We start from the raw sequence: 13,768 nt of genomic DNA, 5'->3' as shown, positions 1-13,768 counted from the left end.
CGAGACCGTCCGGCGTCTCGTCGGGAGGTCGTTGAATCCTTTCATGTGGCTAGGCGTCCGCGACCTCGTCCAGCGCTTCGAGAGATCCCGGAGATCCTGTCCGAAGCGTTGACGGAGCTGGCCGACGACCCTACTTTGTCCCAGCAAGCGCTTTCCTGAAACGTTCTAATCACGCGCGGGAGGACGAACTGTGCGTACGCAAGGCACTGTTGACCGTCGGGGTCTGCTGAAGGTCGCGGGCGGATCCATGGCGGCCCTCGGCCTGACCGCGGCGGGCTGCGGCACCGGATCCGGCTCGGAGGGCGGCACCGTCACCCTCCGGTACGCCTGGTGGGGCTCCGACGACCGGGCCAAGCGGATCAACCGGTCGATCGCGCTCTTCGAGAAGAAGTACCCGAAGATCAAAATCAAGACCGACTTCCAGCCCTACGCCGACTTCTGGAAGAAGTTCAACACCCAGGCCTCGGGCGGGAACCCACCGGACGTCTTCCAGAACGCCATCGGCTTCCTGCGCAAGTACGACAAGAAGAACGTCCTCCTCGACCTGCGCGGGCAGGTCGAGGCCGGGAACCTCCGACTCGACGGGTTCCGCGCCGGACTCGAGAGGTTCGGCGAGGTCGACGGCAAGCTGCTCGGCATCCCCGTCGGCAGCAACTCCATGGCCCTCGTCGTCGACCAGACCGTGTTCACCCGGGCCGGCGTGCACCCGAAGCCCGGCTGGACCTGGGACGAGTACCACGCGGCCCTCGCCAGGATCCAGGACGGTCAGGGCCGGGCCGGCGACGCGGGCCCGTACGGGATCATGTACCTCTACGACCTCTACCTCCGCCAGCACGGCAAGGCCTTCTTCACGACCTCCGCACTCGGCTTCACCGAGACCGACCTGACGGACTGGTGGACCAAGGCGTTCGAGCGCGTCAGGTCCGGCCTCTACGCCGACCCGAAGAAGACCATCCAGGCCAAGCCCAAGTCGGCCGTCACCGCCGGACTCGCCGGCTGCGAGTTCACCTGGGACAACTTCTCCGTCCGCTACAGCTCCGAGGGGAAGAGCCAGTACGGGCTCGCCCCCATACCCACCACCGACGGCCACAAGACCGGCCAGTACCTCGGCTCCCTCATGCTCAGCGGCTCCAGGCGCACCAAGCACCCCAAGGAGGTCGCCCGGTTCATCGACTTCATGGTCCACGACCCCGAGGTCGCGAAGATCATGGGCTACGACCGCGGAGTCCCCTCGACCGTCGCCCAGTACGAGGCGTACGTGCCCTCCGACCCGGTCGGCAGGCAGATCGCCGCCTACGAGAAGCAGCTGGTCGAGTCGCGGGTCCTGGAGCCGATCACCCCGCACCCGGCCGGCGCCGACGTCGTCGAGGCCGCCTTCCTGCGGCTCTCCGAGGAGATGTCCCTCGGCACCCGGCCGGTCGCGGACGCGGTGGAGCAGTTCTTCACCGAGGCGAAGACGGCCCTCGCCGCCTGATGGACGCCGCCGTGACCTCCGTACGGACAGGCCCGGCACCCGGGTCCCCGCCGGGCCCGCCGGGCCCCGCACCCGCGCCGTCGCCCACCCCCGGACGGGCGGCGCCGCGCCGCGCGGCCCGGCCCCGCCGCGAGAACCTCGCCGGCTACCTGTTCCTCTCCCCGTGGATCACGGGCTTCCTGCTGCTCACCGCGGGACCCATGGTCGCCTCGCTCTACTTCGCCTTCACCGACTACAACCTCTTCGACGCCCCGAAGTGGATCGGCCTCGACAACTTCACCGAGATGTTCGGCGACCCCCGCTGGCGCACCTCCGTGAAGGTGACCAGCTGGTACGTGGTCGTCGGCACCCCGCTCAAGCTGGCCGCGGCCCTCGGCGTGGCACTGCTGCTCAACCAGAGCCGGCGCGGCCAGGGCTTCTACCGGGCCGCGTTCTACGCCCCCTCGCTCATCGGCGCCAGCGTCTCCGTCGCCATCGTGTGGCGGGCGCTGTTCTCCGACGGCGCCGCCGTCGACCGCGCGCAGCAGGCCCTCGGCCTCGCGCCCGGCGGCTGGATCGGCGACCCCGGCCGCATCATCTACGCCCTGGTGGCGCTGACCGTCTGGCAGTTCGGCGCCCCGATGGTCATCTTCCTGGCCGGGCTCAAGCAGGTGCCGCGGGAGCTGTACGAGGCCGCCCAGGTCGACGGCGCGGGACCGTGGCGGCGGTTCTGGAACATCACCCTGCCGATGATCTCCCCGGTGCTCTTCTTCAACGTGCTCCTGGAGACCATCCACTCCTTCCAGATCTTCGGCTCCGCCTACATCATCGGCAGCCAGGGCAACGCCTGCGGCCCGGCCGACGGCACCCTCGTCTACACCTGCTACCTCTACATCCAGGGCTTCGAGAACAGCCGCATGGGCCTGGCCTCGGCGATGGCCTGGATGCTGCTGCTCGCCGTCGGACTGGTCACGGCGGTGCTGTTCTGGTCCCAGCGGCGCTGGGTGCACTACGAGGAGGACGCCCGATGAGTCCCAAGGCGGCTTCCGCGGCCTGGCACGCCGGGGCGCTCGCCGTCCTCGCCGTCGTCCTCTACCCCGTGGTGTGGGTCGTGGGCGGCTCCTTCAAGCCCAACGACGAGATCGTCGGCAGCCCGGAGCTGTTCCCCGCCGACCCCATCACCGACAACTACCGGCGGCTCGCGGACGGGATCGCGGACATCCCCGTCTCGACGTTCTTCGGCAACTCCCTTTTCCTCGCCGTCGGTTCGGTGGTCGGCGTGCTCGCCTCCAGCTCGCTCGCCGCCTACGCCTTCGCCAAGGTCGGGTTCGCCGGGCGCGGTCTGTTCTTCACGCTGATGATCGGCACGCTGCTGCTCCCGTACCACGTGCTCCTCATCCCGCAGTACGTGCTGTTCCAGAAGCTCGAACTCATCAACACCTACACGCCGTTGCTGCTCGGCAAGTACCTGGCCGCCGACGCCTTCTTCGTCTTCCTGATGCTCCAGTTCATGCGCGGACTGCCGAAGGAGCTGGACGAGGCGGCCCGGCTCGACGGCTGCGGCCATCCGCGGATCTACTGGTCGATCGTGCTGCCGCTGTGCCGGCCGGCGCTCATCACCAGCGCGATCTTCACGTTCATCAACGCGTGGAACGACTTCCTCGGCCCCCTCATCTACCTCAACGAGCCCGAGAAGTACACCGTCTCGCTGGGGCTGAAGATGTTCGTCGACCAGGACGGCGTCGCCAACTACGGCGGCATGATCGCCATGTCCCTGGTGGCGCTGCTGCCCGTCGTCGCCTTCTTCCTCGCCTTCCAGCGCTACCTCATCGACGGCATGGCCACCTCGGGGCTCAAGGGATGAGCGCCTCGCGTCAGCAGGCGCGCGTCCCGGACGCGGCGTGGGGGCGATTCCTGGAGCGCTTCGGGATCTTCGCGGAGTGCCTCCTCGTGGGCGTGTGGATCGCGGTCGCCGCGCTCCCGCTGGTCACCGTGCCGGCGGCGCTGGCCGCCGGGGCGAGCCACCTGAGGCGCTGGACGGACGGCGAGGCCGCGGGACTCCGGTTCTTCGCCGGTGACCTGCGGGCCGCGCTGCGCGCGGGCGGCTGGGCGGCGGGGCTCGGGCTCTGGGCCGGGCTCGGGCTGCTGGCGGCCGATCTCGCCGTCGTTCGGGGCGGGGGGCTGCCCGGTGGGCGGGGCGTCGGGGCCGTCGGGGTCCTCGCGGGGCTGTGGGCCGCCGTCGCCCTGCTGCGGGCCTGTGGCGCCTGGCGGGCGGGAGCCCGCTGGGGCGGGCTGCTCGCGGCCGGCGGCCGCCGGACCCTGCGGGATACGGCCGGGTCCCTCCTGGTCGTCTGCGGGTTCGCCGTCGTCGGCGCCTCGGCCTGGTTCTCGGCGCCGTTGGCCGTGCCGGCGCTTGGTGTATGCGTCGCTGCCGTTCTGGCGGTCGAGCGGCGCACGGCCCCGCCCGCCGCCGTGTAGGGCTGCCGCCGGTTCGACCCGTCGTGGTGGCGCGTGGGTCGCTCCGTGGTCCGCGTTCGGGACCGCATGACGCACGGCGCGGTCCGGCTCGTCGCGTGCCGAACGCCCTTCTCCCGCGCCACGAATCACGCTTCACGTCCCCGACGCGGCCCCCGCTTCCGTTCGTCTTTCGTCGAAAGGTTCGCTCATGTCCGCCCTACCTCGTCGTTCCCTTCTCAAGGCGGCCGCCGTCGCCGGAGCCGCCGCGCAGTTCAGCCGGGTGCTCGGGCGCGATGCCCAGGCCGCTCCCGCCGCCGAGGCCGTTCCCGAGGCCGTTCCCGAGGGCCGGCCCGCCACCATCGGCTGGCTGGAGCCCGGCGGGCTCGGGGCTGCCGCCGGCTCCACCTTCGGCGTCGCCTGGCCCAAGGGCGTCCACGCGGGTGACACCGCCTTCACCCTGACCTCCGCCGACGGCGACCCCGTGCCCGTACAGACGTGGACGACCGCGCGCTGGCCCGACGGTTCGCTCAAGTGGACCGCGCACGCCGTCGGGCCCGGCGCGGGCGGCATCGAGCGCTTCAGCCTCGCACCCGGAACCCCCGCCACGGCTGCGGAGTCCGTCACCGTCTCCGCGAACGACCGGCGGATCACCGTCGATACCGGTGTCGTCCGCGTGGTGGTCTCCCGGGACGGTGGGAAGCTCGTCGAGTCCGTCACCCGTGGTGGTGTGAAGATCGCCACCGACGGGCGGCTCGTGCTGCTGCGGCAGAGCGACATCGACGACGGCGACCAGGGCAACGCCAAGTGGGAGCGGTTCGACGGCGAGATCTCGGGTGCCGTGGTGGAACAGGACGGTCCTGTGCGGGCCGTTGTCCGGATCGACGGGAAGCACCGGAAGGGGAGCCGCAGCTGGCTGCCGTTCTGCGTGCGGCTCTACTTCCACGCTGGATCCGAGTCCTTCCGCATGGTCCACACCATCACCTTCGACGGTGACCAGAACAAGGACTTCATCCGCGGGCTCGGCGTTCGCTTCGGCGTGCCGATGCGCGACGCCCCTTACGACCGTCACGTTCGTCTCGCGGGTGAGGGCGCGGGGTTCCTCACCGAGGCCGTGCAGGGCGTCACCGGGCTGCGCCGTGACCCCGGCGCCGCCGTCCGCAAGGCCCAGGTCAGAGGGGAGAAGCTGCCCGACCCCGCCACCTGGGACCAGCGGGTCACCAGCCGGATGCAGTACGTCCCCACCTGGGGCGACTACAGCCTCGCCCAGCTCTCCGCGGACGGGTTCGCGATCCGCAAGCGCACCAAGGCCGGCCACGGCTGGATCCCCGCCGGCGGGGGCCGGCGCGCGAGCGGCTTCGGATACGTCGGGGGCGTCAGCGGCGGACTCTCGTTCGGGCTGCGGGACTTCTGGCAGAAGCACCCCGCCCAGCTGGACGTCCGCGGCGCCGCCGGTGACGAGGCCGAGGTCACCCTCTGGCTCTGGTCACCCGAAGCGCAGCCCATGGACCTGCGCTTCTACCACGACGGCATGGGCCAGGACACCTACGCCGAGCAGCTCGAAGGCCTGAACATCACCTACGAGGACCACGAACCCGGGTTCGGCACCCCGTACGGCATCGCCCGTACCAGCGAGCTGATGTTCTGGGCCAACGCGGGCACGCCCGGTGCCGGCGTCCTCGTCGCCCAGGCCGCCGCCGTACGGACTCCGCCGCAGCTCGCCGCGAGTCCGGAAGACCTCGCCCGTGCCCGGGTGTTCGGCGGGCTGTTCGCCCCCGTCGACCGTTCCACCGCGGCCAGGGCGAAGATCGAGGACCGCCTCGACTACCTCTTCGCCTACTACAGGGACCAGGCCGAACAGCGCCGCTGGTACGGCTTCTGGGACTACGGCGACATCATGCACACCTACGACGAGGACCGGCACCAGTGGCGGTACGACGTCGGTGGCTACGCCTGGGACAACTCCGAGCTCTCGCCCGATCTCTGGCTCTGGTACGCCTATCTGCGCTCCGGCCGGGCCGACATCTTCCGGTTCGCCGAGGCCATGACCCGGCACACGGGTGAGGTCGACGTGTACCACCTCGGCACGTGGGCGGGCCTCGGCACCCGGCACGGCGTCCAGCACTTCGCCGACAGCGCGAAGCAGCAGCGCATCTCCACGGCCGTCTACCGCCGTCCCTACTACTTCCTCACCGCCGACGAGCGCGTCGGCGACCTCATGCACGACTTGGTCGACTCCGACGAGACCTTCCTCGTGCTCGATCCCATCCGCAAGATCCGCACCGAGCCCTACACCCCCGACCGCCACGCCCTCTCCGTCGGCTTCGGCACCGACTGGAGCGGCCTCGCCGCCGCCTGGCTCACCGAGTGGGAGCGCGGCGGCCCCAAGGCCGCCAAGGCCGAGGCCCGGCTGCGGTCCACCATGGAGACCATCGCCGCCCAGCCCAACGGCTTCGTCCAGGGCACCGGTCTGTACGACCTGGACACCGGCCGCTTCGCCGTCGCCGACAAGGCCGTCGTCGGTGTCTCCCACCTCTCCGCGATGTTCGGGCTCGTCGAGATGTGCGCCGAGCTCATCGACCTCGTCGACATGCCCGCGTTCAAGGAGGCCTGGCTCGACTACTGCCGCTACTTCAACGCCACCAAGGCCGAACAGGCCGCCCGGTACGGCCAGAACTTCGGCACGCTCCTGCTCTTCCAGGGCCACTCCCGCCAGGACGCCTACGCGGCCGCCCAGTTGAACGACGTCAGGCTCGCCCAGCGTGCCTGGGCCAAGTTCGACAAGAGCGACGGCTACACCGCCGCCATGGTCTGGGACAAGACGCCCGTCCAGGGCTCCGACTCGCTCGAACCCGGCTACGAGCACCTGTGGATCAGCACCAACACCACCGCCCTGTACGGCCTCGCCGCCATCCAGAACCTCGCCCTCGTCGGCGACCAGCTCCCGAAGTGACCTCCGGGAGGATGATGAGAACCGGGAGGAAGATGATGAGAAGGACCGTTCTCGTCCTCGCGTCGGCGACTCTGGTCGCCGCGCTCGCCGCCGCACCCGCCGTCCCCGCCGACGGGCCCTACGGCCAGGGGCTCGACCACTGCGCCCCCAGGGCAGCCCAGGGGCTCGCCTGCCACTTCGACGTCGCCCCCGGAACGTACGACGTCACCGTGACCCTCGGCGGCGACACCGCCGGGGCGACCGCGGTCTCCGGCGAGACCCGGCGGGCCCTGCTCGCCGAGACCGCCACCGGGGCGGGGGAGCGGGTCAGGCGCTCGTTCACCGTCGACGTCCGCGACCCCGAGGGCGAGCCCACCGGGGCCGTCGGAAGCCCCGGGCTCGACCTGGTGCTCGGCGGGACCGCGCCGCGCGTGGCCTCGCTGCGGATCACCCCCGCGCCGGCCGCCCGGAAGCTTTTCCTCGTCGGCGACTCGACCGTCTGCGACCAGCCCGGCGAGCCGTACACCGGCTGGGGCCAGATGCTCCCCGCCCTCCTGCGGCGCGGGATCGCCGTCGCCAACCACGCCGACTCCGGCGAGAGCACCACCACCTTCCTCGCCGACCCGGCGCTCTTCGACCGGGTCGAGGCCGCGATCCGCCCCGGCGACCTCGTCCTGATCCAGCTCGCCCACAACGACAAGCAGACCGACGCCGCCACCTACCGGGCCAACCTCACCACCCTGGTCGGGCGGGTACGGGCCCGGGGCGGCGAACCGGTCCTCGTCACCCCGGTCGTCCGGCGCTGGTTCAACACCGACGGCACCCTGAACAACGGCGTCGCCCTGCTCGTCAACGGCCTCGGCGTCGACCACCCGGCCGAGATCCGCGCCCTCGCTGCCGAGCTCGTGACCCCGCTCGTCGACCTCACCGCCCTCACCAAGGCGCGGGTCGAGGAGCTGGGGCCCGAGGCCTCCAAGGCGCTCTACCTGACGGCGGAGAAGCGGGACAACACCCACACCTCGGTGCGCGGCGCCACGGAGTACGCGGCCCTCGTCGCCGGTGAGCTGCGGGCCCGGGGCACCGTCCCGGAACCCCTGTTCCGCTGAAGGGCGGACGGGCCGGCCAGGCGGCGGCGGACGCCCGGCCGCGTACCCGTTCGGGCGCCCGGTGCGTGGGGCCGGGGATTCTGGTGTGGACTCGGGAACGGCCGGCCGAAGAGCCGGACGGCGGCGGGACGGCCGGCCGAGACCGTCACGCGCTCTGCCCGCCGCTCGCCGTGAACGTGAACGTGAACGAGAAGGAGGCGGGAGCGGCGGACAGCCGGTGCACCGGGAGCACGCCCGGGCCGCAGGACTGGGAGCCGATGCCGTGCTGCGCGTGGTCCAGGTGCAGCCAGAGGACGTCGCCCGGCACGAGGTCGGTGCCGTGGGCGGCCGCGTCCAGCTGTTCGGTCGTCCAGCGGCGGGCCGTGAACCAGAACGCCGGGTCGCCGGCGACGCGTACGCCGTCGGTCCCGCCGGACAGTTCCAGCCACCGGGTGTCGATCCGAGCCCCGTTCTCCTGCGGACGCACGTACGGGGTCTGGAGGCCGGCCACCGTCGACTCCCAGCGCCCGAGCCGGGCGGCCGCCCGCGTGTCCGGGTAGGCCTCCCCGGGCCCGCCCCCGTACCAGGCCACCCGGTCGAGGGTGCCCGGCAGGCCGAGCCGGACGCCGAGCCGGGGGAGCGGCACCGTCCACTCGCCTTCCGGAACGACGTCGACGTCGAGGCCGAGCGCGGTGCCGTCCGAGGTCCAGCGGTACGTGGCGGCGAGCCCGAGGTCCCGGCCCGCGGGCGCGACGCGCGACCGCACCGTGAGGGAGTCCGGCCCGACGCGCACCTCGTCGGTGCGGTGCCGCATCCGGTGCAGGCCCAGCGTCCGCCACAGCGTGCCGTAGCGGACGTCCGGCTGCCAGGGCGCGCCCTCGTCGTTGTCCGTCGGCGCGCGCCACACGTCGAGCCGGAGGCCCGTGACGGCCACGGCGCCGAAGGCCAGCGGTTCGCCGGTGCGGGCGTCGAACACGCCGGGGCCGAGGGTGATCCGGTCCGCCGCCCTGGCCGGCCGCGCGCCGGCCGGCGTCCGCGGCGCCGCCGCCGGTGCCGCGGCCGTGATCTGGCCCCAGGCGATCTCGTGCCCGGCGGGCGCCCACGCGGTGGCGCGGGCGAGCACCGCCCGTACGGTCCACACGGTCTCCGCCCCGGCCGGGTGCGCGGGCGGCTCGGGCAGCCGGACCGCCGCGCTCCGCCCGGCGGGCAGCGCGGGGACCTCCAGGAGGCCCTCGGCGAGGTCCTCGCCGTCGGCCCGGAACGACCAGGTGAAGGCGAGGTGCGCGAGATCGGCGACGTCGTGGCCGTTGGTGACCGAGACCGTGCCCGGCTCCTCCCCGGCCGCGATCCGCACCGGCTCGATCACCTTCTTGTACTCCAGCAGGCCCGGGGACGGCGTACGGTCCGGGAAGAGCAGCCCGTCACAGACGAAGTTCCCGTCGTGGAGCTCCTCGCCGAAGTCGCCGCCGTAGCCGTACCCGTACTCCGGGTGCACCAGGCCATGGTCGATCCACTCCCACACGAAGCCGCCCTGACACCGCTCGTGGGTCTCGAACAGCCGCTGGTACTCGGAGAGTCCGCCCGGACCGTTGCCCATCGCGTGCGCGTACTCGCAGAGGACGAGTGGCAGTCCGCGGCGCGCCTCCGGGCCCTCGTCGGCGCGCCGGCCGATCTCGTCGACCTCGGCGTGCGTCGGGTACATCCGTGAGTAGACGTCGGTGTCGGCGCACGAGCGGTCGCCCTCGTAGTGCACGGGCCGGGACGGGTCCCGCTCGCGGATCCACCGTGCCATCGCGGTCAGTCCGGCACCGGTGCCGCACTCGTTGCCCAGCGACCACAGGACCACCGAGGGATGGTTCTTGTCCCGCTCGACGAGCCGGGCCGCCCGGTCGTGCAGCGCCGGCGTCCAGCGCGCGTCGTCCACCGGGTTGCCCCGCCACGCCAGTTCCTCGAAGCCGTGGGTCTCCAGGTCGCCCTCGTCGACCACCCACAGGCCGTACTCGTCGCACAGGTCGAGGAAGGCGGGATGCGGCGGATAGTGCGAGGTACGGACGGCGTTGATGTTGTGACGCTTCATCAGTTCCACGTCCTCGCGCATCGTCGCGAGGTCCAGGCTCCGCCCGCGCTCCGGGTGGAACTCGTGCCGGTTGACGCCCCGGAAGAGGACGCGCCGGCCGTTGGCCTTCAGGACCCCGTCCTCGACGTACACCGAGCGGAACCCGATCCGCAGCGCGATCCGCTCCCCGCCGGCCGTCAGCTCGCCCTCGTACAGACGGGGGACCTCGGCGCTCCACGGCTCGACCGGGACCGTCGCCGTCCCGCCGGTCGCGAGGTCGAGACCCAGCTCGGGCACGGTCACCCGGCCGGGGACGTCGCAGTCGACGCGCAGGCCGCCCGTGCCCCCGGCGTGGTCGTACGAGGCGTGGACGAAGAAGTCGGCGGGCGCACCCTCCGGCCGGTGCAGGAGCGTGACGTCCCGGAAGATCCCCGGCAGCCACCACTGGTCCTGGTCCTCCAGGTAGGAGCCGGAGGACCACTGGTGGACGCGGACCGCGAGCACGTTGTCCCGTGCGCGCAGCAGCCGGCCCACGGCGAACTCGTGGGCCAGGCGGGAGCCCTTGAACTCTCCGAGCTCCGTTCCGTTGAGCCAGACCCGGGCGCAGGACTCCACGCCGTCGAAGCGGAGGACGGCTCCGCCCGTCGCGGGCCAGTCCCCGGGCAGGTCGAAGCGGCGCAGATGGTCGCCGGTGGGGTTCTCGGAGGGGACGCGCGGCGGGTCGACGGGGAAGGGGTAGACGACGTTGGTGTACGCCGGTGCTCCGTACGCGCCGTCCTTGCCCTGGAGGACCCAGTGGCCCGGCACGGTGATCCCGTCCCAGCCGCTCGCGTCGAAGTCCGCGGCGGCGAAGGAGTCGTCGTGGCCATCGGCGGCGGGCGAGAGGCGGAACGCCCACTCGCCGTTCAGGGAGAGGGAGGCGGCGTCGGAGCGGGCGTACCAGGCACGGGGCGGAAGCGTGCCGCGGCCGGGGGAGACGTCTTCGTACCAGGGCAGCGTGGACATGGTCCTCCTGTGGGGCACGGGAAGGGGCGGGGTTCTGTGTGGAGGGCGGGGCGCCGGCGGCTCGCGGCAAGCGCTTCCGGGCGGCTCCCATCCCATCGCGCCGTCCGTCCCCGCACAACCCCGGCCGGCCAGTGGACCCTTGGACTCTTCTCGTCCCGCGTGGACAGTTCTTGAATCGTTTCGATCCGGGCGGCAACCCCTGGCCGCTCGGCGGCGACCTACGGGCACACCGACCCCCACAGCCTCGAAGGAGCCGCACCGTGAACCCGTACGACACCCCCTCACACCCGCTCCGCCGTCGCACCCTGCTCGGCGCGGCAGCGGCCGGCACCGCCCTGGCCGCCACCGGCGGCCCCCGCCCCGCGCGCGCCGCGGCAGCCGCCTTCGGCTGGAGCGACGACGGCACCCAGTACGTCGTCGACACCGGCGCCGGTCTCGTCTTCAAGGTCTCCAAGTCCACCGGCGACCTCACCTCCCTCCTCTACAAGGGCAAGGAGTACGAGGGGTACGGCGGCAAGCACTCGCACGTCGAGTCCGGCCTCGGCCCGTCCACCGTCACCCTGCGGCAGGCCGGCTCCACCGTCCTCGTCACCGTCGTCCACGGCACGCTCCGCCACTACTACGCCGCCCGCGCCGGACTGAACAACGTGTACCTGTGGACCGACAAGGCCGACACGTCCTTCACCGCCACCCGCTACATCGTCCGCCTCAAGCCCGGCATCTTCCCCAACGAGGGCCCCGACTCCTGGGTCGAGGGCGCGGACACCGTCATCGAGGCCGGCGACGTCTGGCGGCGGGCCGACGGCCGGACCCGCTCCAAGCACTACTCGGGGCTGCGCGTCATGGACTACGACCACATCGGGTACACCACCGGAACCATCGGCCTCTGGATGGTGCGCTCCAACCACGAGAAGGCCTCCGGCGGCCCCTTCTACCGGTCCCTGCTGCGCCACTCCAACGAACTCGGCGTCGGGCTCTACGAGATCCTCCACTACAACCAGTCCCAGACGGAGGCGATGCGCCTCGGCCTCCAGGGCCCGTACGTCCTCGCGTTCACCGACGGCGGCACACCGGACCCCGCGCTGTTCCCCGCCGTCCACGACACCTCCTGGGTGGACGGCCTGGGCATCGCGGGATGGGTCGGAGCCGCGGGTCGCGGCCGGGTCGCGGGCGTCGGACTCGCCGGCATGGACCCGGCCCACCCGTACACGGTCGGCTTCGCCAACGCCGACGCCCAGTACTGGACCCGCGCGGCCGCCGGCACCGGAGCCTTCTCCTGCCGGGGCATGCTCCCCGGCACGTACACCCTCACCGTCCACAAGGGCGAACTCGCCGTCCACACGGGCACGGTGACGGTCACCGCGGGCACGGCGACCGCGCTCCACACGATCACCCTGACCGGCGACCCGAGCACCGCCCCCGCGATCTGGCGGATCGGCGACTGGAACGGCACGCCGGCCGGAACCAAGAACGCCGCCCTCATGACGTACGCCCACCCCGCCGACGTCCGCGCGGCCCCCTGGACCGGCAACGTCGTCCTCGACGGCACGGACGTGCGCTCGTCCTTCCCCTGCTACCTCTGGAAGGACGTCAACGACGGCGTCCTCGTCTACTTCAGGCTGACCGCCGCCCAGGCCGCCGCCGCGCACACCCTGCGCATCGGGGTCACCACGGCCTTCCTCAACGGACGGCCGCGGGTCACGGTCAACGACTGGGTCTCGGCGATCCCGTCACCGCCCGCCCAGCCGTCGACCCGCTCCCTCACCACCGGCTCCTACCGCGGCAACAACCACACCTTCACCTACGTCGTCCCGGCGAGCGCCTGGAAGACCGACCCGAGCCAGTACAACGTGCTGCGGCTGAACGTCGTCAGCGGCTCGGCCGGGACCGGCTTCCTCAGCCCCGGCACCTCGATCGACTGCGTCGACCTGCTCGTGTGACGCGGTGACCCGCCGTCCGTGTCAGATTTCCCCGGCCTCCGGCCAGGTGATCCGGTCGGCGGGGAACTCGTCGTCCAGACGGCGCACCTCGCCGGGTGCGAGCAGCTCCGCGCCCGCCAGCGCCTTCGCGACGAGCCGCGCCACGGCGATCGCCCCCGGCGGGTTGAAGTGCGTGTTGTCCCGCGCCGTCGCGGTCCAGTGGAAGTATTCCTTGGTTGTCTCCGGGCCGAGCTCCTGCCACAGGGCCAGCGACGCGGCCTCGATGTCGAGCAGCGGCGCGCCCGTCTCCTCCGCCACCTCGCGCATCGCCTCCGGGTAGGCGCCGAGCGTGCGCAGCGCGGTGCCGGACGCGTCGAACTGGCGCCGCTCCACGGAGGTGGCGAGGACCGGGACGGCGCCCCGGGACCTCGCGCCCTCCACGTAGACCCGCAGGTTGTCCTGGTACACGCTCCAGGGGTCCGTCTGCCGGTTCGGGTCGTCGGACTGGTCGTTGTGGCCGAACTGGACGAGCAGCAGGTCGCCGGGGCGGATCACCGACAGGATCGCGTCGAACCGGCCCTCGTCGAGGAAGGTCCTCGTGCTGCGTCCGTTGACCGCGTGGTTGGCGACCTCCGTGCCGCCGCCCAGGAAGAAGGGCAGCGCCATGCCCCAGCCGGTCTCCGGGGCCGCGTCGGCGTACTTCTGCGAGGCGGTGGAGTCCCCGGCGATGAACAGGGTGCGCGGCCGGGGGACTCCGGCTTCAGGGACGGGCATCGTCACTCTCCTCGTTCGGGATGGAAAAGGGGCCGTGCGGTCGTGTGATCGGGAGGTCGTGCGGTCGTGCGGTCGTGCGCGGGAAGGGAC

The 13,768-nt window shown here is 72.2% G+C and carries 9 protein-coding genes; 7 read left to right on the top strand and 2 right to left on the bottom strand.

The window, feature by feature from the left end; all coding sequences use genetic code 11:
- Nucleotides 1–247: 247 nt before the first annotated feature.
- From ACFY8W_RS02155 to ACFY8W_RS02130, 6 genes are all read left to right on the top strand, one after another.
- Entirely contained in the window at nt 248–1,474 is a 1,227-nt protein-coding gene (locus tag ACFY8W_RS02155) for an extracellular solute-binding protein (protein WP_391101672.1), read from the top strand.
- Entirely contained in the window at nt 1,474–2,484 is a 1,011-nt protein-coding gene (locus tag ACFY8W_RS02150) for an ABC transporter permease subunit (protein WP_391099059.1), read from the top strand. The genes ACFY8W_RS02155 and ACFY8W_RS02150 overlap by 1 nt, the downstream gene beginning before the upstream one ends.
- A complete protein-coding gene (locus ACFY8W_RS02145; protein ID WP_391099056.1) occupies nt 2,481–3,317 on the top strand; it encodes an ABC transporter permease subunit in 837 nt (278 codons plus the stop codon). The genes ACFY8W_RS02150 and ACFY8W_RS02145 overlap by 4 nt, the downstream gene beginning before the upstream one ends.
- Nucleotides 3,314–3,931 (top strand): hypothetical protein, encoded by a 618-nt coding sequence (locus ACFY8W_RS02140; RefSeq protein ID WP_391099054.1) that lies wholly within the window; start codon nt 3,314–3,316, stop codon nt 3,929–3,931. Before ACFY8W_RS02145 ends, ACFY8W_RS02140 begins: the two co-directional genes overlap by 4 nt.
- Before the next feature lie 187 nt (nt 3,932–4,118).
- Nucleotides 4,119–6,860 carry a Tat pathway signal sequence domain protein gene (locus ACFY8W_RS02135; protein WP_391099052.1) on the top strand — a complete coding sequence of 914 codons (2,742 nt, stop codon included), beginning with the start codon at nt 4,119–4,121 and terminating at the stop codon, nt 6,858–6,860.
- 32 nt (nt 6,861–6,892) lie between these two features.
- Nucleotides 6,893–7,945, top strand: a complete 1,053-nt coding sequence (locus ACFY8W_RS02130; protein WP_391099049.1) for a GDSL-type esterase/lipase family protein — start codon at nt 6,893–6,895, stop codon at nt 7,943–7,945.
- Nucleotides 7,946–8,090: 145 nt separating this feature from the next.
- Here ACFY8W_RS02130 and ACFY8W_RS02125 read toward each other — a convergent pair whose 3' ends face one another.
- Nucleotides 8,091–10,985, bottom strand: coding sequence for a glycoside hydrolase family 2 TIM barrel-domain containing protein (locus ACFY8W_RS02125; RefSeq protein ID WP_391099047.1), 2,895 nt, complete (start codon nt 10,983–10,985; stop codon nt 8,091–8,093).
- A 260-nt stretch (nt 10,986–11,245) separates the two neighbouring features.
- On the opposite strand from ACFY8W_RS02125, the gene ACFY8W_RS02120 reads away from it, so the two are divergent.
- On the top strand, nt 11,246–12,925 hold the full coding sequence (locus ACFY8W_RS02120; RefSeq protein ID WP_391099045.1) for a rhamnogalacturonan lyase B N-terminal domain-containing protein: 1,680 nt from the start codon (nt 11,246–11,248) through the stop codon (nt 12,923–12,925).
- A 21-nt stretch (nt 12,926–12,946) separates the two neighbouring features.
- Here the strand turns inward: ACFY8W_RS02120 and ACFY8W_RS02115 are convergent, their stop codons facing one another.
- Nucleotides 12,947–13,678, bottom strand: a complete 732-nt coding sequence (locus ACFY8W_RS02115) for a GDSL-type esterase/lipase family protein (RefSeq protein WP_391099043.1) — start codon at nt 13,676–13,678, stop codon at nt 12,947–12,949.
- Nucleotides 13,679–13,768 lie beyond the last annotated feature (90 nt).

Origin of the sequence: Streptomyces sp. NPDC012637 (genome assembly GCF_042954805.1) — a bacterium.
In the GTDB taxonomy this organism is placed as follows: Bacteria; Actinomycetota; Actinomycetes; order Streptomycetales; family Streptomycetaceae; genus Streptomyces.
Note: the sequence above shows the minus strand (reverse complement) of the source record. Positions and strands in the feature narration are given on the sequence as shown.